We start from the raw sequence: 22801 nt of genomic DNA on the forward strand, positions 1-22801 counted from the left end.
CAAAGGAGCAACACCATGGCATGGACCCGCGACGAAATGGCCGCCATCGCAGCCGAAGAACTCCACGATGGCGACTACGTCAACCTCGGCATCGGCATCCCGACCCTCGTGGCTAACAACCTGCCCGAGGGCGTGCGGGTTGTCCTGCAAAGCGAGAACGGTCTCCTCGGCATGGGCCCGTTCCCCTATGAAGGCGAGGAAGACGCCGACCTCATCAACGCCGGCAAGCAGACCGTCACGGTCCTGCCCGGCGGCAGCATCTTCGACTCCGCCACGTCTTTCGGCATGATCCGCGGCGGACACGTCAAGGTCGCCATCCTGGGCGCCATGCAGGTCGCCGGAAACGGCGACCTTGCCAACTGGACCATCCCCGGCAAGATGGTCAAGGGCATGGGCGGAGCCATGGATCTGGTCGCCGGGACACCGCGCGTGGTGGTCCTCACCGAACACAACGCCAAGGACGGGACAGCCAAAATCGTCACCGAATGCACCCTGCCGCTGACCGGCCTGGGCGTGGTGGACCGGATCATCAGCGACCTCGCGGTGTTCGATCTGTTCAAGGATGACGACGGCGGGCGGCAGCTCAACCTCACCCGCCTCGCCCCCGGCGTCACCATCGAGGAACTCCGCGAAAAAACCGAGGCGGCATTCGAGCTCGCGTTGGAAACCACCCCAGCGTTGGAAGGAACTGTTTTGGAAGGAACACTGGCATGAGCCTGCGAGACCAGTTCGGCAAAGATGTCCTCCTCACCGGATGGGGACACAGCAAGTTCGGCAAACTCACGGACGAGACGCTGGAATCCCTGATCGTCCAGGTGTCCGCCGAAGCCATCCGGAACTCCGGCCTTGAGCCGCGGGACATCGACGAGATCTACCTCGGCCAGTTCAACTCCGGCATGCACCCCCTGGGCTTCCCGTCCTCCCTGGCCCTGCAGTTGTCCGGGGAACTGGCCAACGTGCCCGCAACGAGAACCGAAAACGCCTGTGCCTCGGGCTCGGCCGCGTTCCAGCAGGGCGTGAAAGCCGTGCTCGCCGGGACCGCTCGCAACGTGTTGGTGATCGGCGCCGAAAAGATGACCGACGCCGGCGCCGACGTCGTAGGAGCAGCACTCCTGGGTGCCTCCTACGAAATGGCCGGCAAGGCCTCCACCACCGGCTTCACCGGACTGTTCGCCGAGGTAGCCAAGCACTACCACAAGCGCTACGGCGCAACCCTGAGCGGTGCTGGTTTTGCCGGAGGCCTGGGCGACGTCCTGGGTTCCATCGCCGCCAAGAACCACCACAACGGCATGGACAACCCCTACGCCCAGATGCACCGGGACTTCGGCGAGGAGTTCTGCCGGACCATTTCCGAGAAAAACCCCATGGTCGCCGAACCGCTCCGCCGCACCGACTGCTCCCCCGTGTCCGACGGCGCCGCCGCCCTCGTGCTCACTACAGGCCCGGCGTCGGGCGCTGCCACTGAACCGGTACGGCTGGCGGGATTCGGGCATGCGAACGACTTCTTCCCGGTCGAGCGCCGCGACCCCACGGAGTTCGCCGCCACCCGTGTCTCCTGGGAACGCGCCCTGGGGATGGCCGGCGTCGCGATCGACGGACTGGACTTCGCCGAAGTGCACGACTGCTTCACCATCGCCGAACTCATCATGTATGAAGCCATGGGACTGACGCCCCGCGGAGAAGGCGCCCGGGCCGTGCACGAAGGCTGGGTCTACAAGGACGGGAAGCTGCCCATCAACGTCTCCGGCGGCCTCAAAGCCAAAGGCCACCCCGTCGGCGCCACCGGCGTCTCCCAACACGTCATCGCCGCCATGCAGCTCACGGGCACCGCCGGCGCCATGCAACTGCCCAACGCCCGCCGCGGCGCCGTGCAGAACATGGGCGGCGTGGGCATCGCCAACTACGTCTCCGTTTTGGAATCTGTCTAGCGGATGCCCGCTGAAACTCCCCGCTTTTGACACCGACGCCGACGGCGGCCTGCGTAATGACGCGGTCCGCCGTCTGGGTCCAAGTCCAAAGGTGGGGAGTTTCAGCGACCACTTCACCAGCCACCGGCACGGGTCTACACTGACCCTATGTCCGACACTGCAGGACGCAAGTTGTTTCAGCATTCCGGAACGGCCCTCATCTTCCGGGGAGCCTTGGCCCTTCTCTTGAGCTTCCTGGTTGCTTCCTTGCCGATCGCAACGGTCTTTGCCCTTGTCTACGTGTTCGGCGTCTACGCCATCACCGACGGGCTTACCAACATGGCCCACTACTTCTACGATCCTGAACGCCACTCCCGCTGGAGCATGATCGGCGGCGTCGTTTCCGTAGCGGTTGGCCTCGTGGCAGTTTCGTGGCCGGGCATCACGGCCGCGGCGCTCGGGGTCCTCATCGGAGCATGGGCCCTGATCCTGGGCGTATCGCAAATCATCCTTGCGATGGACGTCAGGACCACCATCAGGGCCTGGTTGGTCTGGTTGTTGACGGGGCTGATCACCACCGTGTTTGGGCTTTTTGTGCTGGTCAATCCAGGCGCCGGGTTCCTGGGCGTGGTGGCGCTTCTCGCGACATACGCTGCGGTCAGCGGGGTGCTGTTGATCGCCTCTGGCATCAAGCTCCGCAGGCTGGGCACGTCGTCCATGGTTCCTGCCCACTAGCCCTTCCGGGAGCAATCCGGTGCGAGGGGATGCGCTGGGTCCCAAGTTCGGTAAGTTAGTGGCTGTGAAGATAGCTACTTGGAATGTGAACTCGCTCCGCGCACGTGCCGACCGCGTAGAGGCTTGGCTGCAGCGCAGTGATTGCGACGTCCTCGCCATGCAGGAAACCAAGTGCAAGGACGAAAACTTCCCTTGGGAGCTCTTCGAGCGCATGGGCTACGAGGTTGCCCACTTCGGTCTAAGCCAATGGAACGGCGTGGCGATCGCTTCCCGTGTAGGGCTCGACGACGTCGAACGCACCTTTGTCGACCAGCCCGCCTTCGGAAAAGCCGGCAAGGATCCTATCCAGGAAGCCCGCGCAATCGGCGCGACGTGCGGCGGCGTCAGAGTATGGAGCCTGTACGTTCCCAACGGCCGCGCCCTGGACGACGAGCACATGCCGTACAAGCTGAAATGGCTCGACACCCTGAAGGGCCATGCCGCCAGCTGGGTCACTGAGAATCCCGATGCGCAGGTGGCCCTCATGGGCGACTGGAATATCGCGCCGTTGGATGACGATGTCTGGGACATGGACTTCTTCCGGGCGAACGCGCTCACGCACGTCAGCGAACCCGAGCGCGAAGCATTCCGCGCTTTCGAAGCGGCCGGTTTCACCGACGTCGTCCGCCCTTATACTCCCGGCCCAGGTGTCTACACCTATTGGGACTACACGCAGCTGCGCTTCCCCAAGAAGGAGGGCATGCGGATCGACTTCGTCATGGCCTCCCCCGCACTGGCCACCCGCGTCACCGGCGCCTCGATTGACCGCGAGGAGCGCAAGGGCAAAGGTGCTTCGGACCACGCTCCCGTGATCGTGGAGCTTTCGGACTGAGCAATAGCAATCACTGAGCAGTAGCAATCAATGGAGGAGGCGGGCCCGCGATGAGCGGAAAGCTGTACGGGAATCAGGCTGGGCTGCCCTTCTCTTCAGCCCTGCGCGTCTACGAACCGCTCGAAGCCTTCCCGGAGGACCAACGGAAGCAACTCGTGGCGAGCGGTACCCGCAGCGGTTCGCGTGCCGCCGTCGAAAACGCCGAGCTGCTCGCGTCGCTTGGACGTGTCACCCGCAAGGGCGGGGATCCCTTCCCTACCGGCAGCACCGATCTGGTCCGCATCACGCGGGTTCCTTCCGGAGACCCCAACGATCCCGACGACGGGCGGCTGCTTTACTGCCCCAGTCAACTGGTCATCCGGGCGGGCTTGGCGGCCAACGCCCTCATGGAGGGTATCCACGGACCGCTCGCGGACCTGCTCATCCCCGTGAACCAGCGCGACCGACATCAGGCTCGAATCGACCGCATCAACGCCAGTCACGACGCGAAACGCGTGCACACAAGGGCCTCCACGTGGGGCATTCCCTTCAGCTGGTTCTCGCTCTTCCAGGAGTCAGACCGCAAGGACGTCGTGGAATCCGGTGGCCGCATCCTCACGGTCAGGGTCTGGGCCTCACTCACGGATGCCCTGGACCGGGCACGCTTCGCAGTGGCCAACCTCGCCCTCGCCGCCCCGGACCTGGACATGCTGGACGACCTCACCCAGCTCACCGAATGGCTCGAATCGTTCCATGCCCAGTCAATGGTCGAGCTGGATTACGGCGCCGTGGCGGACAAGGTTTACCCGGATGAGTCGCCCATGGATGTCCGGCTCGGCATCGAATGCTTGGCCGAGGGGGATATGACGGGAGCGGCCGCGGCTTACCGCAGGCTGGCTTCCCGTTGGATCCCCATCAGGCAGCTGGCCAGGGCATCCTAGCTTTTGGCCTCGGCCGCTGCTCCGCACTCCTCGCACGGAGCGCGGGGCGGCGCCGTGGATTCGCGGATGATCAGCCGGTGGGGGGCTTTCATGGACCGTACGGAGCCTGTGGCGCCGGCCAATTCGTCAAGCAACATGCGAGTGCCCAGCTGGGCTTGTTCCACAGGGTCCTGCGCCACTGTGGTGAGGCCCATGGCTTCGGAGAATTCATGGTTGTCGATGCCGATGATGGACAAGTCCTCCGGTACGCGGACTCCGCGGCGGCGGGCCTGCAACATGGCACCCATGGCCATTTCATCAGAAGCGCAGAAGATTGCCGTCGGCTTGCGTCCGGGTTTGCCCCAGAGCTCCTCGAACGCTTCCTGGCCGCTACCCACCGTGAAGTTTCCGAAAATGTCCCATTCCGGCGGCATGGAGCAGCCTGCACTCGTCATCGCATCGGTGAAGCCGTCAATGCGCAACCGCGGCACGGTGAAGTTCAAGTCCGAGTCGTCTTGGCCGTGGAGCAACGCGATCTCCCGGTGGCCGAGGTTCAGCAGATGCATCGTAGCTTCCACGGAGGCGGCGTAGTCGTCGATGCCGATGCTTGGGCAGTCCTCCACGGGGCCACCGACGATCACCAAAGGGATGTCGATCCTTTGAAGATCGGCGATTTCCTCGGGTGTCAGCGACATGCAGAGGACCAGGAGCGCATCGATCTGCTTGTAGACCATCGTCTTGCTGAAGAGCCGTTCCCGCGCTCCCCGCTGCCCACCCAAGTTGAAAAGGGAGAGGTTGTAGCCGCGGGCGTGGAGCTCGCGGTCTACGCCCTCGATGGCCTTGAAGAAGAACCAACGGTCCACGTAAGGGGCCAAGACGCCGATGGTTTTGGTGCGGCCGGTGGCCAATCCCGAAGCGGACAGCGACGCCACATACCCAAGTTCCTCGGCGACCCGCAGGATCTTTTCCCGCGTAGCAGGTGATACGCGGGGAAGGCCCCGCACTGCCCGCGAAACCGTTGCAGTGGAAACGCCCGCGGCCTGCGCCACGTCCTCAATGCTGACTCCTGTGTGGCCGCCACGCTGGGACCGTTCACTCGTTTTTGCCACTCGAGCCCCCTCAAAGAATCCGTGCGGAAGCCGGGGATTGCTTCCCAGACGGCAGATAGTCAGCGTATTCCGCTGAGGGGTCCGCCGCCGATTCCGCACTATTTATTTCGGATCGCAGCTCAGCCGATGCGTCTTGTGGTCCTCGCGGGGAGCCGCCGGCGGAGCCGAAACATCCCCCACAGGGCAAGCAATATTGCCAGCAGGCCCAGGGCCCACCCCAGTGCGGGCTGGGCTGTGAGTTCGGCGGCCACGGTGATGACCAAGAGGACCAAGGCCCAAAAGCCGAGAAAACCTATCACGAGGTCGAAATCCTCCGCAGATTTCACTCGGGTCTGCTGCTCCTTGGCCGGGCCGTGGAGTGACGGCCCGGCCGAGTCCGGAGTCTGCGTCATTTGACCGCGCCCGCTGTCAGGCCTGCCACGATCTTGCGCTGGAAGATCAGCACCAGGATCACGAGTGGAATTGTCACGACGGTTCCAGCTGCCATGACGGCGGTGTACGGCTCTTGGTGGGCCTGGGCGCCGGCGAAATAGGCGATGGCCACCGTGACGGTCTTAGTTTGGTCATTGGACAGCTGGCTCGCAATAAGGAACTCGTTCCAGGAAGCGATAAACGCCAGGATTGCTGTGGTGAACACGGCCGGTGCGGCAAGCGGCATGATGACCTTGCGGAATGCTTGCCCCTGGGTGCAACCATCAATTCGGGCTGATTCCTCCAGTTCCCACGGCATTTCCCGGAAGAAGGACGTCAGGGTGTAGACAGTCAACGGCAGCACAAAGGAGATGTTGGGAATGATCAGTGCCTGGTACGTGCCGTACCAGCCGATGTTGGTGAACAGCTGGAACAACGGCGTCACCAAGGCCACACCCGGGAACATCGAAGCCCCGAGGACGAACCCGAGGACGAGGAACTTGAAGCGGAATTCGAGCCTGGACAGCGCATATGCCGCAAACACCCCGAAGAGCAGGGCAATGACGGTGGTCACCCCGGCCACGAAGAGCGAGTTAAGGAGGTTCCGGCCGAAGTGGTTCCCCAGGTTCTCGGAAAAGACCGTGGTGAAGTTGTCCCACGTGACATGGGTGAAGAAAGGCGTCGAATCGAAGGTGTATCCCACGTCTCGGAACGCGGTCACGATCATCCAGTAGAACGGAATCAAGCACCAGATGAAGATCAAGATGGCGCTGATGTAGGTGCGTCCGTTCGCCCAGCGTTCCCGCCGTCGGGCAGCTGTCTTGGGCGCGGTGTCAAAGCTCACGGCGGTCATTTGTCTTGCCCCTTGGTCTTGGGTGTTGCTGAGGCGACTGCGTTAGCTCCCAGGAAACGAACGAAGATGAACGCCACAAGGAAGATGATCAAGAAGGTGATGGTGGACAAGGCCGCCGCCGAGTTGAATCCCTGACGGATCTGATCAACCACCAGAATCGACAACGTCGTTGTGCCATTCGAGCCCTGGGTCATGATGGCCGGAAGGTCGTACATGCGCAGTGCATCAAGAACCCGGAACAGCACGGCCACCATGAGCGCCGGCTTCACCAGCGGCAAGGTGATCTGGGTGAAGCGCTGCCATGCCGAGGCTCCATCGACCTTCGCGGCTTCATACACCTCGGCCGGGATGATCTGGAGGCCCGCCAAAATCAGCAGGGCCATGAAGGGCGTCGTCTTCCATACGTCGGAAATGATGATCGCCCAACGCGCTGGCCATTCGCTGCCCGTCCAGAGGATTGCCGTTCCGAACAGTTTGTTTGCGATTCCGTCGAAAGCGAAGATGAAGAACCACAGCTTCGCGGTCACGGCCGTAGGAATGGCCCACGGCACCAAGACCGCTGCACGAAGGGCGCTGCGTCCGCGGAAGCTCCGCGCCATGATGACGGCCATCCAGAACCCGAGGACAGTCTCAAGCACCACGGTGACAACAGTGAAGAAGAATGTTGTACCAACGGCGCTCCAGAATTGGGAGCCAAGGGTGCCGGGGGCACAGGCTGCGGAGCCACATTGCTGGGCCAGCCAGTGGACGAAGTTATCAAGACCGGCGGGGCCGCCCTGGACGAAAACCTTGGTCACCGGGTCCAGGCCCTGGTCCTTCTGGAATGCCATGATGATCGCGTTGACCACCGGGTACACGATGACGACTGCGAGCAACACCAAGGCGGGGGAAATCAACCAGAACGCCCACCGGCCTTGAGACGTGGCCGCCCGGTCCTGTCCTACTTCTTTTTGAACTTTTTTGGTTTTGGGGCTTGGTGTCTCTGGCGCCTTCTTAGGCTGCGCAAGGGTGGACATTTCCCCTCCTTCCGGAATAAATAGCGTGTGCCTCGGGCGGCCGGTCGCGAAAAGCGCCAGCCGCCCGGGGTGCACTGGGGGTGTCGCTACTGACTGGCCGAGTTGATGGCCGTGTCCATATCCGTCATTGCCTGATCGACGGATTTGTCACCCTTGATGGCAGCGTAGGCATTGTCCTGGATAGCCTTGGTGACTGCTGGGTAGAACGGCGTGACCGGACGGGGCACGGCATTCTGAATCGAGGTCTTCAGCACCGGAAGGTACGGCAGCTGCTGGACCAGGGTGGGATCGTCGTACAGGGAACCCAGCACCGGGGCAAGCGAACCCTGCGTGGCGTAGAACTTTTCAGTTTCTTCGCTGGTCATGAAGGTCAGGAAGTCCTTCGCCGTTGCTTTGTGCTGCGAGTAGACGCTGACTGCGAGGTTGTGTCCACCGAGGGACGAGGCGCCGGGGCCGTCCTTGCCCGGGAGCGGAGCCATGCCGAAGGTGTCCTTCACCTTGGACGAGCCGTCCGTCTTGGCGAGGTTATAGACGTAAGGCCAGTTGCGCAGGAAGAGGAGCTTGCCGTCCTCGAAGGATTGCCGGCCCTGTTCTTCCTGGTAGGTAACGCCCTGCGTGGGGATGTTTCCGTTCTTGTAGGCCGTGACCAGGTTGTTAAGGCCCGCCTTGGCTGCAGCAGAGGTCACCGTCGATTTGCCGTCGTCTCCAACGATCGTTCCGCCGGCCGAGTTGATTGCTTCAGCCGCATTCACGGTGAGGCCTTCATACTTGGCGAACTGCCCCGCATAGCAGTCGATGTTGTTCTGCTTGGCGATAGAGCACATGTTCATCATCTCGTCCCAGGTCTTGGGCGGGGTTGGCACCAAATCCTTGCGGTAAAAGAGGATGCCGCCGTCCGAGGTCTGGGGTGCCGCGAAGAGCGTGTTGTTGTAGGTTGCCGTCTTGACCGTGGCGGGCAGCATCTTGGACGTATCGATGCTCATCTTGTCCGTGAGTGGCTGCAGCCAGCCCTTCGCTGCAAACTCGGCGGTCCAGATGACGTCCACGTCTACGACGTCGTAATTTGCGTTCTTGGCCTGGAAGTTCTGCACCAAATCGTCGTGCTGCTGGTCAGCCTGGTCGGACTGTTCCTTGAAGGTAACCTTCTGGTCCGGGTGCGCGGCATTCCATTTATCGACGAGCGGGCGGACGACGTTGCTGTTGTCCTTGCCTTGGACGTAGGTGATGGGACCCCGTCCGTCGAGGTTTGCTGCGGCATCTCCGCCGCTTGAGGCTGTGCTGCCACCCCCGCCGCCACCACAGGCGGACAAGGAAAGGGCGAGCACGCCGGCGACAGCAGCCGGCAAAAGGTACTTGCGTGTGTTCATGCTGGGAACTCCTCAATGAGTGGACCAGGTATTTCCGCAGTGCGGTTGATGTGGTGAGCCTCACATTAGTAAGCTTCCTGCTAGTTATGCAAGCGTTTACACAAAAAATGTCTCCGAGAGGAATCCAGTGCCGCACTCCCCAGTCCCAACCCCCGGTTCCAGCAACTCAGCGTGGTGGGCCAGCGCCGTCGTTTACCAGATTTATCCCCGTTCTTTCGCCGATGCCAACGGCGATGGAATGGGCGATCTTGCTGGAATCACGGCGAAATTGCCATATTTGCAAGGGCTCGGCATAGATGCGGTGTGGCTTTCTCCGTTCTACAAGTCACCCCAAGCGGATGCCGGGTACGACGTCGCGGACTACCGGGCCGTGGACCCCCTCTTCGGCACTTTGGATGACTTTGACTCCATGTTGGAGAAGGCGCACAGCCTGGGAATCAAGGTGATAGTCGACCTCGTCCCCAACCACACCTCGGACGAGCACGCCTGGTTCCGCGAAGCCCTCGACGCCGCTCCCGGCTCCCCTGAACGCGAGCGCTATATGTTCCACCCGGGCAAGGACTCAGCGCCCGGCTCCGGCGACGGCGCCCTGGCCCCGAACAATTGGAAGTCGATCTTTGGCGGCCCGGCCTGGACTCGCCTGACGAACGACGACGGGACCCCGGGCCAGTGGTACCTGCACCTGTTCGATACGAAACAACCGGACCTCAACTGGGAGAACCCGGAGGTCCACGAAGAGATGCGATCGGTACTCCGCTTCTGGCTCGACCGCGGCGTTGACGGCTTCCGGGTGGATGTTGCTCACGGCCTGGTCAAAGAAGCCGGCCTGCCCGACTGGGAGGGCGCTACCGCCATGGTCGAGGGCGGTGTGGCCACCCCCGGCGCCCACAGCGAAGCCGTCGAACCGCACACGGCCCACCCGCACTTCGCCACTGGGCCAGAGCCCGCTACGGGAGCTGTCGCCACCGCCGTCGAACACCACGTCAAGCCGCCCCTGGACCCGCCGTCGCCCTTCTTCGACCAGGACGGCGTCCACGAGATCTACCGGGAGTGGCACCGGGTCCTCGCCGAGTACGACGGCGACCGCATGCTGGTTGCCGAAGCCTGGGTTGAGCCCGCTGAGCGGTTGGCCCGGTACGTCCGCAAGGACGAAATGCACCAGGCTTTCAACTTCGATTTCCTGCTGGCCGGCTGGGACGCCGCGCGCATGGCTGAGGCAATCGAGTCTTCGCTGGATGCCGCGGGCTCCGTCGAGGCGCCCTCCACCTGGGTCCTGAGCAACCATGACACCGTCCGGCACCCCAGCCGGTTCGGGCTGGCCGATCCCACAACCTTCCCCAAGGGCATCGCGGCAGAGGACGAACAGCCCGACGCTTCCCTTGGTCTGGCTCGGGCTCGCGCCGCTTCCATGGTGTCTTTCGCCCTGCCAGGCTCGGCCTACTTGTACCAAGGTGAGGAACTTGGACTGCCGGAGCACACATCCTTGCCGGCCGAGGCGCGCCAAGACCCCGCGTTCTTCCGGACCAAGGGCGTGGAGAGGGGCCGCGATGGGTGCAGGGTCCCGCTGCCTTGGAAATCCGCTGAGCCTGGCTTCGGGTTTTCGGAGACGGCCGGGGCCGGAACGCCCGCTGCTGGGACCGAAACGCCCGCGGCGCCTTGGCTCCCCCAGCCTGAAGTGTTCGGCGAGCTGGCCGCGGACCTCCAGGCCGGCGTCGAGGGCTCCACCCTGGAGCTCTACCGCTCGGTCCTGGCATTTCGCCGGGCGCACCGGCTGGGCTCAGGCACCTTTCAATGGGCCGAAGAGCACGATCCCGCCCACGGAGTTCTGGCCTTCCACAACCGGGACGTATTGGTGCTGGCCAATATGGGTACGGCGCCTATCGCCATACCGGCTGCTTGTCGGGTAGAACTCTCCAGCGACGGCGGCCCAGGCGGAGCTTCTCTTCCTCCGAATAGCGCGGCGTACCTTGTCGAGCAGTAAAGACCGCCCTTCGGTTGCGTGTCAGTTCAACGAACACGCTCGGCTCTGCTGAACCGGGCCCGCGCGCCAGCCCCGATATGAATCAACACCGGGATCTTGCGTCCCACCACCACATCCAGCGCCTCCACCAAACGGGAGATGTCCACGGCCAATGCATGCGGTGAGGCGCCGAGACGGGGCTGGACCCTGATCCTGAGTCCCGGACGGCCCCTGACTTCATAGGTGACCACGGTTGCGCCCGCAAGATCCGGACGTTCCGCAAGAGCCGCCTTGAGCGCCTGCTCAGCAAGGCTCCCGCCGATGTTGACGTCGCCCGGGGTTCTGGCGTCGTCGTACTCGGACACGATCACGTTGGCGCGCCCTTTGCCCTGCTGGGATACCCAAGCCACCATGAGCACAATCAGCACCACAAGCGCCACTGCTGCCGCCACCCAGAGCCAGCTTTCCCCACGGCCGGGAATCCGGGTCTGTTCCGAGATGAACTTGAGGTGTTCCCAGAGCCCGGAGGACCACCCTCGCCACCACGTTCCCACTGCGGGAACCGTGGCGAGCAGCACCAGGAGAATGCCGATGGCCAGCAACTTGAGCCCAAGGATTCCGATCAGGATCCGGTTAAGGATGTGCGGGGTCCCGTTCATGCGCCGATCACCCCGGACGTGGCCACGTGGACTCGGACCGCTGGCATGGGCGAAGGCCCCATCTCCTGAAGCTCATTCTCGACGGCGGCCAGGATCCGTCCCTCGTTCAAGGGCACGCCCGAGGTGGGCCGGACGTTCACCACCACTTGGCGCTGCGAAACCACCACCATGACTTGCTCCTGGGTGACGTTCCCGGCCGTCCGGGCTGCCCGGGCAAGGGCCGAAGCAATGACCTCATCGTCCACCACCACTCCGGCCCGGGGATCGGGGAGCAAATGCCGGGACTTCCTCCCGGGGAGGACCGCGTTCAGGAAGAAGATCAGACCCACCATGGCTATCACGCCACCGAGGGCGCCGAGCAGCAGCGGCGAGGTACCTTCCGGCAGGACAGTCAGGCGTTCAGCAGCAGCTTGCGGGTCAATGAGCCATGGTGGTTGGCCAAGAGCGCGCAGGGCGGATTCGAGGAGCGCGTAAACGCAGGCCACGATCACCAGGGCCGCGGCTAGTCCGGCCATTCCCGCACGTGAAGACCTGGTCTCACGCTTGAGGATGCGCTGGAGTTCGGCGTCGATCGGTGCGCCGCCGTCGGTGTTCCCCGGCGTCTGGGTGGCGCTTGGGTGCCCGTCGCTTACGTGCGCGTGGTTGTTTCGTGCGTGCGGGGCCTGGGCGTGGCTCATTGGACCCGAACTCCTTCACTGATGTATGCGCCGCTGATCCGGATATCCACGCGACTCAGGGTGGAACCACTGAGCTGGGTGACACGTTCAAGGATGACCGTTTTGGCAACGATGGCCCGGTCCCATACCGTTCCACCGAATGCCGCTATTCGGAGGGGATCCCTGCGGACTTCCATCAGCGAGGGCACACGGATCGGGGCGGCAATCGAGAGTGCCAGGAGTCCGCCGTCGTCCGACCATTCGGCTCGCACATCGTGCGCCGGGACACCGAGCGCCTCGGCAGCGGCCGCTTGCGCCAAAGTGGTAAGTGCCTGGGTGCTGATCCGGTTGTGGCCAGCCATCGTCATGGCGGGCTGCACCGCCTCAGCCGCGGAGCTCATGACGACGAGCGGCGGCCGGTGAGGGCGTCCAGCACGCTTCGCAGATCAAGCTTTCCGTCTACGGCGCGGCCCAGGAGTGCACCGATTCCCATGAAGAGAAGGGCAATAACAAAGCCCCATAGCCCGAATTGGAAGGCCATGAACGCCACGAAGGCGCCGATCCCGATTCCGACAACGGTCATGTTCACTGGAGTGGCTCCCTTTCCGATAATGCGCCCTTTGTTCCGGCTTTGACGGGTGGGGCAACGTAGACGTCGTTGATCTCGACATTGACCTCGATGACCTCCAGGCCCACCAACGATTCCACCGCATGGTAAACCGCCGCGCGGACCTGGTTGGCGACATCATGCAGAGGGTATCCATAGACGGCCACAAGGTTGATGTCCACGGCTACTTGGGTTTCGCCGACCTCGGCGCGGACGCCCGCAGCATGGTCTTGGCTGCCGACAGCGTCGCGGATGGCTCCGAGCGCGCGTGAAGGGGCCGAGCCGAGCGAGTAGACGCCCGGGACTGCGCGCGCGGCGATGCCGGCAACCTTGGCGACAGCGGAATCCGAGATCACTGTGCGGCCGCTACCTGCCACCGTTTGCCTGTCTTCGGACACCGGAGCGCCAACGGCCTCCGGTTCAGGTGCGGTATAGCTTTCCTGCTGTTCCATGTAGCCCTCCCCTTATTGTCAGTACCACCCTAGCGCTTGCCTATGAGAAGGCGGAGACAAAGGGGAATACAAAGAACAAGACGGCAATTCGGGGGCGGGATTGCTGGTTGCCGCGGGTCAGCCGAAATTCCCAAATCCGCGCAGGCACGGATTGTTCGGGATTGTAGCGTCATTCGTGTCGCGGTCCCGGCTATTAAGTAGTGGAAGCTTCTGGCCGAAAGACGAATGTGGAGAATCTATGCCGACTACACCCCCGGCCCTGGACTGGTCTGGCGATCGGGCAGCCCTCGTCACGCCCCCCACGGCGGCCTCGCCCATCCCGACCTTCCGCCGGAAGTGGCCGGTAGCCGTAGCCGTCCTGATCCTGGGCATCGTTTTCGCGAACCTATATATGCTCAATGTAGGTGTCTTTCCCCCGTTCAACGCTCATGGTGTTCGCTTCCCAACAGCGACCGGCAAGTCGCTGTTCTGTTGAGGTCGGTACCTATCTCATTGCTGTTCACCTCATGGGCGACATGACCTATCCGGGGGCAGGTGGCCAGGGCTTCTGGGTAGCTGGGCAACTGGGTGACGAATCCAGCGCCGACTTGATGGCCTTACGCAGGGAGGTAAGGCCGGGTGGGACGATCAGGTCGGCGGATTTCAAGCACAGTTGTTGAACTGGCGAGACTTTTCCCTTGCACGCGCCCGTCCCGCTTAGGTTCACTCGAGCCTTCGGACTGCCGTTCCTCTGGGTTCCAGCAAGCCGTTTGCACGACCTGCGGCCATTCCCAGCAGGTCCAGTTGGGATACACCCCAAACTGACGGAAACGGGTGTTACGTCTTGACTTTCTTCTGGGACAGGCCTAGGACTCAACCTGACAGGACGAGAGTTGGAGGCAGCAGTGGCCGGACAACGGATCGGATATGCGAGATAGTTCGGCATGAGACGTGTCCAGCAGATGTGTGTCTCATTGTGAACCGCAGCGCTATGTGGCACGCCGCCCGTTAGGGGATCGGCTGCCGGGCATCTCAACGCTCGGCTCGGTAGCATGGCGGATATGCTTCGCTTGCCGGGTGAAGCCTGAGTGAGAGATCGTCGGAAGTTCACATGGGAGGGCGGAAGGTGGCGTCTAGGGCAGAAGAAGAGCACGCGAGAATTGTGCTCGAAGGCGAACTCGGAGTGGAATTCCAACACCACGACGACGGATCCAAACCGAGCATGCCCGACCTTCTATCACTGGACGGGAACCACGTGGCGGAAGTGATCACGACCACTCCGCCTGCCGTCCGTGAGGCACAACAACGCCTAGACTCAATGCCGGATGCGGCACTGCCCCACTGCGTATTGGTGATGGTGCCGTACACGATCGTGGGAGGCGCCACCAAAGCCGTGCGCCACAAAATCAAGGCAGATGTCCTGTGGTGGACTGCGAAGCCAGGATGTAAGTGTCACTGGTCATCGCCCGACGAACGGCAGCTGCGCCCTGGCGTCGATCCCGACCCGATCCTCGGCCTTCGGGCTTACGACGACGGGGTCAACGTGCTGTGCGTTCAACGCTGTCAGCATTCGGACATTGAGTCTCATCAGATCGAGTGGTCGATCGTGCACGAACCCTCACCTGATGATCCATGGGAGTTGATTCGGCAATCGCTGCACATCGTCGACAAGGAGCAGCATGGCGGAGTGCAGGCGCTGGCCAAGAAGTTGAACGGGTACTCGAGCAAGCACTTGGTGATGTACCCGTTTGGTCCGCCAGGGAATCAGACAGCAGAGTTCAGCCGCTATGTGCCCCCGTCGAATTCGCGCGAGCTCATGGTGCCGCAATTGAACCCGCCACTGGCCGACATTCACGTTTGGCTCTTATACCGGTACGGGAACCGCGATGCCGTAGAGGGACTTCACGTCTGCGGCGGCCACTGGGCGAAATTCGGGACGACGTTCCCAAAGGCGGACGACCCATCCTCCCCACTCCGGCGCCTCCATTACCGGGATGCCGAGGCTCGCATCATCCCGCGCGACTGCCCGCTCGCTGGTCGGCCATCATGCACGAATAGGGAACGCTGAGAGTGTTGGCGTCCTTGTAGACACGGAAAATACCGGGACCCCTGGAGGCGATACTGCCTGCCGACCACATTCCCTGACGCCAGGAGCGCTCTCACCCGCCTCAATGCACGGCATATGCGAGCCAGGCTGGCCTTAGACCCGTCCGGCTTTCTGATAAGCGTCTCGTCTCCTTAGAACCAGGACACTCTTTGCCGAGAGAGCGGCATGCTTCGGCCTTGTCCGATTCAGAGCAAATCAGCTTCTTCTGTCAGGCCGTATCCGACACCGGCGCTGAGGGAGATTTCGAAGGTAGCGTGATTAATCCTGGTTACGAGAATGCCACATTCCGCAGTTGCAGCTCTTTCGCGCATGTGTGAAGTGGCCTGCTCCAGCTGTTGATCCCTGGACGCAGCGTCCTTAATCTGGACTGTCATCACTGACCTGTTGGTGAACAAGGTGAGGCTCCTTCTCTCTTTCTTTAGTTCCAGCCCGTCGCCTGGGATGCCCGAGCGACAACGATTGTGGGCTGATGACAACGGTTAGGAAAGTGTTTGGAATTGGACCTTGGCGTTGACTACTTCGGTGCGTGTCAATGGCCATCAGTTTCTGCCCACCGACGGCCAGTGAATGTGCCCGCTGGTGGCCAGCAAAACTGCCCGGTGATGGCCAATAGATCTGCCCACTGCATGGTTCGGCGGGATCGGCCATCTTCGGGTCGTGTTAGTTCAGTTGGGTGACTCCTTTTCCGGCGAGGGCCTGGGTGAGGCGGATGGAGTCGCCGCTGGTTTGGCAGACGTGGGCGTGGTGCAGGAGCCGGTCCACGGTGGCCGTGGCGAGGGTTTTGGGCATGAGCTCGTCGAAGCCGGCCGGGTGCAGGTTCGAGCTGATCGCGACGGAGCGTTTTTCGTAGGCGGCGTCCACGACCCGGTAGAGGCCTTCGGCGGCGTCGGTGGCCACGGGTAACAGGCCGATGTCATCGATCACCACGAGTTCGGCGCGGAGGATTCTGGCGACCGCGCGGGTGACGCTGTCATCGGTGCGGTGGGCCCGGATCAGGGCGCCGAGGTCCTCGAGCCGGAACCACGCCACGCGCATCCCGGCTTCGACGGCCTGTTGGCCGAGGGCTTCGAGGAAGAACGTTTTCCCGGTCCCGGAGGGTCCGCAGACGACGAGGTTTTCCCGCCGGGTGATCCATTCCAGCGTCCGCAGTGCCCGCTGGGTCGGGGCCGGGATCGAGGAGGCTCCGGGGTCCCAGGCGTCGAAGGTCTTGCCTGTGGGGAAGCCTGCTGCTTTGCGGCGGGTGGCGAGCATGGACCGGGCCCGGCCGGCTGTTTCTTCGGTGAACAGGGCCTTGATGACCTCGGCCGGTTCCCAGCGCTGGGCCCGTGCGGTCGCGATGAGTTCCGGGGCGAGGGCCCGGGCGTGGGGCATCTTCAGCTGGCGCATGAGCGCTTCGAGGTCTGCCGGCAGTGCCGGGGCGGTGGTGTTCGTGGTGGTGACCGGGCTCATCGGTTCTGCTCCTTCGGCGTAGCGAACGGTCCGGCGCCCATAGCTGCCCAGGCGCCGGTGCCCTGGGTCAGGGACCGGGTCTCGTCCGCGGAGTGGGCGGTGGTGCGTTGGATATTGGCGTTCAGTATCGAGGCGAGGTCCGGGTGGGCGAATCGGCCGTGGACTGCTGCGTTGCCCAGGGCTTTATCAACTTCAGCGGTCCCGGCGATTTTGGCCAGGGTCACGGCCTCGGCCATCTTCACGTTCATCCTGGCAGTGCCGGCCGCCGCGGCCTCCAGAAGCCAGGTCCTGGCGCCCTCACCGATGGCCAGGAACTCGGCCTCGCCGGCGTTGCGGGCCATCACGGCATAGTCGCCCGGGATTCTGGTCCTGGTCCCGGGGAAGTGCTCATCGATGATCGCGGGGCTGCCGGGCCTGGCTCGGCCGTGGCGTGCGGCCTCGATCGGACCGGACGGGCCGTGGTGGACGATGATGATCTGTTCGTCGGGTCCGGTGCCGTGGCAGCGGACGAACACCCGGGCTCCGAGCAGGTGCGCGGGCACGGAGTACTGGGCGTTTTCGAAGGTGACCATCGGGGTGTTCTCCGGAACGGTGCGGGCCAGTCCGAACGCGACCGTGTGCGCGGTCTCCGGGATCCGGTGCAGGCGGGATGCCTCCTCTGCGAGCACCGCGGCCGGTTTACGCCGAGTGGTGCGGTGCTCACGGTTGTTTACTTCGTCCATGAACGCCTGGCAGGCGGCCTCGAGCTCGGCGAAAGAACCGTACTCAGGCCGGAGGTTAGTGTCCTTCGGCACGAGGTCGGCCTTGGCCAGTTTCACGGACGCTTCGACTCCACCCTTCGTGGCAGGGTCCGCGGGCTGGCAGGTCAGCACGGTGATGCCGTAGTGCCGGGCGAAGTCCAGGGTCTGCTGGTTCCGCACCGGGACCCCGGCGACATGGGCGGTGATGACGGTTTTCTCGTTGTCCGTCAGAACATAGGTCGGTGCCCCGCCCAGGATGCGGAAGCAGCGGTCCAGGGCGGCGAACACGCTCGGCGCGGTCCTGTCCCGCAACGGGATCACGATCCGGAACCGGGAGAACGCCAGCCAGGCCACGAACAGGATGGTCTTCACCCCGCCGACGCGTGGCCCGTCGCCGAAGTCATACTGCAGCCACATCCCTGGCTCTGTGATCCATGGCCGGTGAACGCGGGTGTGGCCCAGCCGCCATGCGGCTTTGACCTGCGCGATCGCACGGCGGGTGGACCGCTCCGACCCCGCATAGCCCAGGGCGAGGAGCTTCTCGTGGGCTTTGTCGGCGCGGATCCGACCCTTGGACGCCTCGATCCATTCCTCAATTTTGGGCAGGTACGCATCGGTGACCCGGGGCCGAGGCGCCGGTTCGGCGATTGGCCGGCCGGCGTCCCGCGCCGCGACATGTCTGGCAACAGTGTGGTGCGAGCATCCAGTGAGCTCCGCCGTTGCCCGTAGCGATCCGGTCAGATCGTAGGCAGCAAGAATTTCCATGATTTCTCCGTCATGCTTCATACAGGGCCTCTTCCTGAGTGACTTGGTGCGTCTAGACACCGTCATCAAATCCCGGGGAGAGGCCCCCGCCGCTTAAGACGCGGCAGGTTCAGTAAGGAAGTGGGCAGATCTCATGGCCACCGGTGGGCAGTTTTACTGGCCGTCAGTGGGCATTTTCGTGGCCGCCTACGGGCAGTTTTTCATGGCCGCTAACAGGTGCGCTGCGCGGTCCCAAGTCAGTGCCGCAATTCTCCAGTTCCAGTACCGCGTATTCGTCCTCGCGGAACAGCGGCCCGGGAGATTCTCCCCCGGATGTCACACCGTAGCCGAGGCGCCGATTCCGTTGAGTGCCTTGGCAGGCACCCCTTTTTTGTTTCAGAAACACTCGCGGGAGATGGCTGATGTGCCATCTCCCGCGAAGCGCTATTGCGGATTCAACGAAAGTGAAACGAAGGGGCTTTCACTTTTGGGTGGGAGATGGATTGGGTCGCGCCTGCTCTGTGGGGCAGGGTACTGGATCGCGAGGGTGTTAGCGTCACCCGGTTGCTGAGCCCTATCCGATGGCCCACTGCTGCAAGGGCGACCCGGTCGACGTTTGCTGGGTGATCAGCGCCCCAACGGTGGATGATGCTGCGGTGAGGAGGAGCCCTGACTGCGCGGACGCCACAGTGTATGAACCCGTGGAGACCTTCGTGAGTGTCCATCGCTGGTTGGTTCCGCCCGTGCACGTCCATTGGATGATCTTCGCCCCGGCAGCACTCGAATTACCGTCGACGTCGAGGCACAAGCCGGATTCGACGCCCTTGATCTCGTAGGTGCCGTCGGACTGACGGGTGAAGGTGAACGCCTGGTTGTTTCCACCCGTGGTTGACCAGGTAGCGAGCTGGGTTCCTGCCACCGTGCTGTGGTTCGGCACGTCGAGGTTGTTGGAGCCGGTTTTCAGCGTGCGGGTTCCTGTGAGATCGGTGCTGGAGCTCGTACCTACCACGGTAAGTGACAGCGCTTGTTCGGCAGCGGTGCGGCCGCCGCCGACCGTGTTGCCCGAGGTGTCCGTCCAGGTGCGGAGGGCTGTCGTTTCGGCGAGTCTCGTGGACGTCGAGGAGAGGTCAAGCTCGAGGCCGCTGTAGCGGTTGACGAGCTTTACGGTGCCGGTCGGGGCGTTGTCGGTCGCCGAGGTTCCTTTGATGACCCACCATTGCTGACCCACTGCGCCAGCTCCCGTAGCAGCGGCCGTCACCGTTGGTTTCGTGCCCCATGCCCGGTTCGACGTTGATGAGGTTCCAACACCCAGCCGCGAACCGCTCGCATTGTTCGTGATGGTGTAGGAACCGTCACCGACGGCGCCGAACTGCCAGCTGGTCTGCCCGGTTGTCCCGGACGCAAGTGACGTTGTTGCCGATCCGCCGGTTGTTTGGGCGAGCAGGCGGCCGTCGCCGTTTGTGATGGTGTAGAGCTTGGTCACGTCGACAGGAGCCGCAGGAGCGGCTGACGATGTAATCGTCACTGGCACGTATTCGCTTCCACGTTGTGGTTGTGCGTCCAAGTTGCAGAAATAGCAGTAGCTGCGGAAGTCCTTGCCGATGATTTGGTTGCTGGTTTTGTTCGCTGAGTCGAGGAACCAGCGGTACCACGACTTGGTGTGATAGGCGCCGGTGTCGCCGATGAGGGTCCACTGCTGCTTGGTCAGGTCGTCTGTCGCGTAGTACTGCTGCGGGGCATTCCCGCTCTGGTCCACCGCTTGTGGCTGTCCGATGTACAGCCCGAGGTAGGCATTGTAGGCCACATCCATCACGTACAGGGGAGAAGTCGGTTGGAGCGTCCCTGCCGTGATCTGCTGCTGAGTGGTGCCGGTGTTTGCCGGGTTGTACTCGGTCGCAGCCGATGCGTAGCCGGTCTGACCAGCGCCCGTTACCGGTACCAAGCTGCTTTCTTTGCCGCCCGCACCCGGTTCGGTCCAGGCACCGTTGTACCATTTCTGCCAGGAATTCGGGGACATCTTCGAAGAGATCGGGGCCCGTGCCACGTGACTCTGGAATGAATCCCATCCTCCCGTCTTGTTGATGACCCGAGAACCGTAGTACACGTAGAAATAACCGGACGCGTGGTCAACGAGGAGGCGCTGATCCCCGTCTCCGTAGTAGTAGGTCTGGTTCGGGAACGCGGAGGCGTCGTTCCTTGTGGTGCTGAATGGCGAGGTGATGACGTGGTCAGCGATTGACCACGTTTTGCCTTGGTCTTTGGAGACCGCACGGTCGATGGCGTCATAATGGACTCCGTCGCCGAAGGGGCTGCCGGTGAACTCGTTGTGTACCAGGCCGTACCAGTCCCCGGTATCGGGGTCGATCCAGACACCGGCCAGATCACAGAAGTTCTTTTGCGAGTATGTCCCGGACGGATCGCTGCTCGCAGTGAGCCCGGTAGGGCTGTTGTTGCAGCGCCACGTCGTGTCTTTGTTCGTGTCCTGACTATTGGACGGATTGACATAGCCACTGAGAGCAGTGGACTTCGTAGCATCGTCCATTGTCGTTCCGGTGTAAAAATCCCAGTGACGCTGCTCCGTGGCGCCATACTGCGCAATGGACTGCTGATGATAGTAGGTGCCGTCCTTATCAATGAACGGAAACGCCGGCGTATCCGTTGCCGAAGGACCGGCCGCCGGTGCACCCACCGATACGTTGAATGTCGTACCGGCAGGGACCGCCTGCGGAACCGCCGCGCCTGAAGGGGCCGCGATGCCGGCAAGCGCAGCAACTGCCAGAGGAACCACCGCCACCATAAAACTCTTCCTGAGGGCCATTTCGTCTCCTAGGTATGAGGCCGCCTCATCCGCCCCCCACGGAACAGCCAACAAGTGATATGGATAACACTATATTTTGACTAAGTATTAATCACAAGTGATTTATTATGGTTAATTTCAATCACTTTCAATCACTTGAGTTGAAGCCGGAAATCGCCCGCCACGGGTAGGGGACGGCACTTTGATAGCGAATGAACTCACCCATGCAATGAGGGTACGCATTCATGGGCCACTGTCAGATCCTGTCCCGGTGAAGGATCCCCATACGTGCGTCTGGCCTGAGAAGGTCAGCGCGGTCTAGTGATTCATGCGTCAGTCAGGACTTTGCCGGGCTCAACAGCCGCCATGCCTGCGTGCCGTTGGGAAGAGTCACTTCAATCGGCTCCCCGGCGCCAGGATAGTCTTCGCGCAGTCGGTCGCGAAGGGAAGGATCAGAATCCCCTTGGCGCGGCTCCATAGACCGTATCCCGTTCACTTCCATGTGGAGACCAGGGTGTTCACCTCGGTTTTCCCGCCAGGCAATGACCAGGTCTCCGCAGGTGGCCTCGACGAAATCTTCGACAGACTCGAACCATGCAGCCTCGCCCCGGTTCGGAAACATGTTGTTAAGCCGGCTGTGAGCCTCCGGCGAAGGATCGACCAGAGTCAAGGGAACGGACTCACCGGTGTTTGTTCCGAGGAATGTGCGGGTCCCGGAGTCACTGGGTGGGAAGGAATAGCCGATGACATCCACGGCTGTCGCCTCTCGAAGAGCGGCCGCAGCGCGCTTCCACTGAACCCGTAGTGGCGCGCGATCGTAGTAGTGGCTCTTGCTGCTGGCAGGAGGGACGACGAACGGAGAGAGATCCTCGTGGAGGTATGGCGGGATGTGGTCTTCGCGCAAGACAAACCGCTCCGTCGAGGGGGCCCGCTCGCCTCCGTGCAGCCAGTTGACGGAACCATGCAGCTTGTAGAGGGCCGGACTCTCCCGCAGTGCGGGGCCACCCGAGGGGTAGACGGCCGCATCCACCGGCTGGCGTTGTTCCAGAGCGATTTGATACAGGTCCCCGAAACCACGCGCGCCGACGACCTCGGCGAGGGCTCGTTCAAGAAGTGTGTCGTAGTTGAATGTCAGAATCGTCGCCTTCTCATGCGACCACTGCGCTACCAACCGCTGCAGCCACGGCGGCGTCTCCTCTTCGGTTCTGCTTTGGGCCTCGACGATGATGTCGTGGATGGCTTGGACTCCATCGACAAAAAGCGCGCGAGAACGAAGGTTGTCGCTGTCCTCTAGCCACGGTTCGTCACTGCCAAGATGGCCGAGCCAGGCCTCGACGTCACCACCAAATGGCGAAAGGGTATCGGCGGGGAGATCGAGGCGCTCCAGCACCAATGGTCCGAGCTGTTTCATCAGGGGCATTTCTGGACTGATTGCTCGCGAGAAGCCGGCGCCGAGCAGAACTACTTTCATAGAAGAAACTCT

The 22801-nt window shown here is 62.7% G+C and carries 23 protein-coding genes; 8 read left to right on the forward strand and 15 right to left on the reverse strand.

What is annotated here, in order from left to right:
* The first annotated feature begins 15 nt into the window (after positions 1-15).
* The 5 genes from ABD884_RS21365 to ABD884_RS21385 all read left to right on the forward strand — a co-directional run bounded on the left by ABD884_RS21365 (position 16) and on the right by ABD884_RS21385 (position 4433).
* On the forward strand, positions 16-714 hold the full coding sequence (locus ABD884_RS21365; protein WP_345051533.1) for a CoA transferase subunit B: 699 nt from the start codon (positions 16-18) through the stop codon (positions 712-714).
* A complete protein-coding gene (locus ABD884_RS21370) occupies positions 711-1928 on the forward strand; it encodes an acetyl-CoA acetyltransferase (protein ID WP_345051536.1) in 1218 nt (405 codons plus the stop codon). The genes ABD884_RS21365 and ABD884_RS21370 overlap by 4 nt, the downstream gene beginning before the upstream one ends.
* Positions 1929-2075: 147 nt before the next feature.
* The gene (locus tag ABD884_RS21375; RefSeq protein ID WP_345051541.1) at positions 2076-2642 is read left to right on the forward strand and encodes an HdeD family acid-resistance protein; all 567 of its coding nucleotides are present in this window, start codon (positions 2076-2078) and stop codon (positions 2640-2642) included.
* A 64-nt stretch (positions 2643-2706) separates the two neighbouring features.
* Complete coding sequence (locus ABD884_RS21380) at positions 2707-3513, forward strand: exodeoxyribonuclease III (protein WP_345055167.1); 807 nt, start codon at positions 2707-2709, stop codon at positions 3511-3513.
* A gap of 50 nt (positions 3514-3563) precedes the next feature.
* The gene (locus ABD884_RS21385; RefSeq protein ID WP_345051544.1) at positions 3564-4433 is read left to right on the forward strand and encodes a DUF8083 family protein; all 870 of its coding nucleotides are present in this window, start codon (positions 3564-3566) and stop codon (positions 4431-4433) included.
* Here ABD884_RS21385 and ABD884_RS21390 read toward each other — a convergent pair.
* From ABD884_RS21390 to ABD884_RS21410, 5 genes are all read right to left on the reverse strand, one after another.
* Positions 4430-5521 carry a LacI family DNA-binding transcriptional regulator gene (locus ABD884_RS21390; RefSeq protein ID WP_345051547.1) on the reverse strand — a complete coding sequence of 364 codons (1092 nt, stop codon included), beginning with the start codon at positions 5519-5521 and terminating at the stop codon, positions 4430-4432. The genes ABD884_RS21385 and ABD884_RS21390 overlap by 4 nt on opposite strands.
* A gap of 119 nt (positions 5522-5640) precedes the next feature.
* Positions 5641-5913: a hypothetical protein gene (locus tag ABD884_RS21395; protein WP_345051549.1), complete on the reverse strand. Its 273-nt coding sequence runs from the start codon at positions 5911-5913 to the stop codon at positions 5641-5643.
* Positions 5910-6785, reverse strand: a complete 876-nt coding sequence (locus ABD884_RS21400; RefSeq protein ID WP_028265660.1) for a carbohydrate ABC transporter permease — start codon at positions 6783-6785, stop codon at positions 5910-5912. The genes ABD884_RS21395 and ABD884_RS21400 overlap by 4 nt, the downstream gene beginning before the upstream one ends.
* On the reverse strand, positions 6782-7801 hold the full coding sequence (locus tag ABD884_RS21405; RefSeq protein ID WP_028265659.1) for a carbohydrate ABC transporter permease: 1020 nt from the start codon (positions 7799-7801) through the stop codon (positions 6782-6784). The genes ABD884_RS21400 and ABD884_RS21405 overlap by 4 nt, the downstream gene beginning before the upstream one ends.
* 86 nt (positions 7802-7887) lie before the next feature.
* Positions 7888-9168, reverse strand: a complete 1281-nt coding sequence (locus ABD884_RS21410; protein WP_345051556.1) for an ABC transporter substrate-binding protein — start codon at positions 9166-9168, stop codon at positions 7888-7890.
* A 238-nt stretch (positions 9169-9406) separates the two neighbouring features.
* On the opposite strand from ABD884_RS21410, the gene ABD884_RS21415 reads away from it, so the two are divergent.
* On the forward strand, positions 9407-11149 hold the full coding sequence (locus ABD884_RS21415; protein WP_345055175.1) for a glycoside hydrolase family 13 protein: 1743 nt from the start codon (positions 9407-9409) through the stop codon (positions 11147-11149).
* A 26-nt stretch (positions 11150-11175) separates the two neighbouring features.
* Here ABD884_RS21415 and ABD884_RS21420 read toward each other — a convergent pair whose 3' ends face one another.
* Genes ABD884_RS21420 through ABD884_RS21440 form a run of 5 tightly spaced genes read right to left on the reverse strand, consistent with a single transcriptional unit; the run spans position 11176 to position 13502 of the window.
* Positions 11176-11787 carry a hypothetical protein gene (locus ABD884_RS21420; RefSeq protein WP_345051561.1) on the reverse strand — a complete coding sequence of 204 codons (612 nt, stop codon included), beginning with the start codon at positions 11785-11787 and terminating at the stop codon, positions 11176-11178.
* Entirely contained in the window at positions 11784-12464 is a 681-nt protein-coding gene (locus ABD884_RS21425) for a DUF6286 domain-containing protein (RefSeq protein WP_345051564.1), read from the reverse strand. Before ABD884_RS21425 ends, ABD884_RS21420 begins: the two co-directional genes overlap by 4 nt.
* The gene (locus ABD884_RS21430) at positions 12461-12844 is read right to left on the reverse strand and encodes a hypothetical protein (RefSeq protein WP_345051567.1); all 384 of its coding nucleotides are present in this window, start codon (positions 12842-12844) and stop codon (positions 12461-12463) included. The genes ABD884_RS21425 and ABD884_RS21430 overlap by 4 nt, the downstream gene beginning before the upstream one ends.
* Positions 12841-13032, reverse strand: coding sequence for a DUF2273 domain-containing protein (locus tag ABD884_RS21435; RefSeq protein WP_345051570.1), 192 nt, complete (start codon positions 13030-13032; stop codon positions 12841-12843). The genes ABD884_RS21430 and ABD884_RS21435 overlap by 4 nt, the downstream gene beginning before the upstream one ends.
* Positions 13029-13502, reverse strand: coding sequence for an Asp23/Gls24 family envelope stress response protein (locus tag ABD884_RS21440; protein WP_345051573.1), 474 nt, complete (start codon positions 13500-13502; stop codon positions 13029-13031). The genes ABD884_RS21435 and ABD884_RS21440 overlap by 4 nt, the downstream gene beginning before the upstream one ends.
* 238 nt (positions 13503-13740) lie before the next feature.
* On the opposite strand from ABD884_RS21440, the gene ABD884_RS21445 reads away from it, so the two are divergent.
* Positions 13741-13977: a hypothetical protein gene (locus ABD884_RS21445; protein ID WP_345051577.1), complete on the forward strand. Its 237-nt coding sequence runs from the start codon at positions 13741-13743 to the stop codon at positions 13975-13977.
* 615 nt (positions 13978-14592) lie between these two features.
* A complete protein-coding gene (locus ABD884_RS21450) occupies positions 14593-15549 on the forward strand; it encodes a hypothetical protein (protein ID WP_345051579.1) in 957 nt (318 codons plus the stop codon).
* 224 nt (positions 15550-15773) lie between these two features.
* On the opposite strand, the gene ABD884_RS21455 is transcribed toward ABD884_RS21450, so the two are convergent.
* The 5 genes from ABD884_RS21455 to ABD884_RS21475 form a co-directional block, all read right to left on the reverse strand.
* Positions 15774-15962: a hypothetical protein gene (locus tag ABD884_RS21455; protein WP_345051583.1), complete on the reverse strand. Its 189-nt coding sequence runs from the start codon at positions 15960-15962 to the stop codon at positions 15774-15776.
* Between the two features lie 286 nt (positions 15963-16248).
* Positions 16249-17037 carry an IS21-like element helper ATPase IstB gene (gene istB / locus ABD884_RS21460; protein WP_345051586.1) on the reverse strand — a complete coding sequence of 263 codons (789 nt, stop codon included), beginning with the start codon at positions 17035-17037 and terminating at the stop codon, positions 16249-16251.
* On the reverse strand, positions 17034-18563 hold the full coding sequence (gene istA / locus ABD884_RS21465) for an IS21 family transposase (protein ID WP_345051589.1): 1530 nt from the start codon (positions 18561-18563) through the stop codon (positions 17034-17036). Before istA ends, istB begins: the two co-directional genes overlap by 4 nt.
* A gap of 532 nt (positions 18564-19095) precedes the next feature.
* Entirely contained in the window at positions 19096-21339 is a 2244-nt protein-coding gene (locus tag ABD884_RS21470; protein ID WP_345051592.1) for an RICIN domain-containing protein, read from the reverse strand.
* Between the two features lie 316 nt (positions 21340-21655).
* Complete coding sequence (locus tag ABD884_RS21475) at positions 21656-22789, reverse strand: SIR2 family protein (RefSeq protein WP_345051595.1); 1134 nt, start codon at positions 22787-22789, stop codon at positions 21656-21658.
* Positions 22790-22801 lie beyond the last annotated feature (12 nt).

This window comes from Arthrobacter methylotrophus (assembly GCF_039539965.1).
Lineage (GTDB): Bacteria > Actinomycetota > Actinomycetes > Actinomycetales > Micrococcaceae > Arthrobacter > Arthrobacter methylotrophus.

Excerpts from the sequence above, each read along its gene's own strand:
- ABD884_RS21430 (WP_345051567.1), bottom strand. The coding sequence starts at position 12,844 with ATGAGCTCCGCGGCTGAGGCGGTGCAGCCCGCCATGACGATGGCTGGC.
- ABD884_RS21475 (WP_345051595.1), bottom strand. The coding sequence starts at position 22,789 with ATGAAAGTAGTTCTGCTCGGCGCCGGCTTCTCGCGAGCAATCAGTCCA.
- ABD884_RS21385 (WP_345051544.1), top strand. The coding sequence starts at position 3,564 with ATGAGCGGAAAGCTGTACGGGAATCAGGCTGGGCTGCCCTTCTCTTCA.
- ABD884_RS21470 (WP_345051592.1), bottom strand. The coding sequence starts at position 21,339 with ATGGCCCTCAGGAAGAGTTTTATGGTGGCGGTGGTTCCTCTGGCAGTT.
- ABD884_RS21410 (WP_345051556.1), bottom strand. The coding sequence starts at position 9,168 with ATGAACACACGCAAGTACCTTTTGCCGGCTGCTGTCGCCGGCGTGCTC.
- ABD884_RS21425 (WP_345051564.1), bottom strand. The coding sequence starts at position 12,464 with ATGAGCCACGCCCAGGCCCCGCACGCACGAAACAACCACGCGCACGTA.
- ABD884_RS21405 (WP_028265659.1), bottom strand. The coding sequence starts at position 7,801 with ATGTCCACCCTTGCGCAGCCTAAGAAGGCGCCAGAGACACCAAGCCCC.
- ABD884_RS21415 (WP_345055175.1), top strand. The coding sequence starts at position 9,407 with ATGGGCGATCTTGCTGGAATCACGGCGAAATTGCCATATTTGCAAGGG.
- istB (WP_345051586.1), bottom strand. The coding sequence starts at position 17,037 with ATGAGCCCGGTCACCACCACGAACACCACCGCCCCGGCACTGCCGGCA.
- ABD884_RS21450 (WP_345051579.1), top strand. The coding sequence starts at position 14,593 with ATGGGAGGGCGGAAGGTGGCGTCTAGGGCAGAAGAAGAGCACGCGAGA.
- ABD884_RS21420 (WP_345051561.1), bottom strand. The coding sequence starts at position 11,787 with ATGAACGGGACCCCGCACATCCTTAACCGGATCCTGATCGGAATCCTT.
- ABD884_RS21400 (WP_028265660.1), bottom strand. The coding sequence starts at position 6,785 with ATGACCGCCGTGAGCTTTGACACCGCGCCCAAGACAGCTGCCCGACGG.
- ABD884_RS21445 (WP_345051577.1), top strand. The coding sequence starts at position 13,741 with ATGCCGACTACACCCCCGGCCCTGGACTGGTCTGGCGATCGGGCAGCC.
- istA (WP_345051589.1), bottom strand. The coding sequence starts at position 18,563 with ATGAAGCATGACGGAGAAATCATGGAAATTCTTGCTGCCTACGATCTG.
- ABD884_RS21365 (WP_345051533.1), top strand. The coding sequence starts at position 16 with ATGGCATGGACCCGCGACGAAATGGCCGCCATCGCAGCCGAAGAACTC.
- ABD884_RS21395 (WP_345051549.1), bottom strand. The coding sequence starts at position 5,913 with ATGACGCAGACTCCGGACTCGGCCGGGCCGTCACTCCACGGCCCGGCC.
- ABD884_RS21375 (WP_345051541.1), top strand. The coding sequence starts at position 2,076 with ATGTCCGACACTGCAGGACGCAAGTTGTTTCAGCATTCCGGAACGGCC.
- ABD884_RS21370 (WP_345051536.1), top strand. The coding sequence starts at position 711 with ATGAGCCTGCGAGACCAGTTCGGCAAAGATGTCCTCCTCACCGGATGG.
- ABD884_RS21440 (WP_345051573.1), bottom strand. The coding sequence starts at position 13,502 with ATGGAACAGCAGGAAAGCTATACCGCACCTGAACCGGAGGCCGTTGGC.
- ABD884_RS21455 (WP_345051583.1), bottom strand. The coding sequence starts at position 15,962 with ATGACAGTCCAGATTAAGGACGCTGCGTCCAGGGATCAACAGCTGGAG.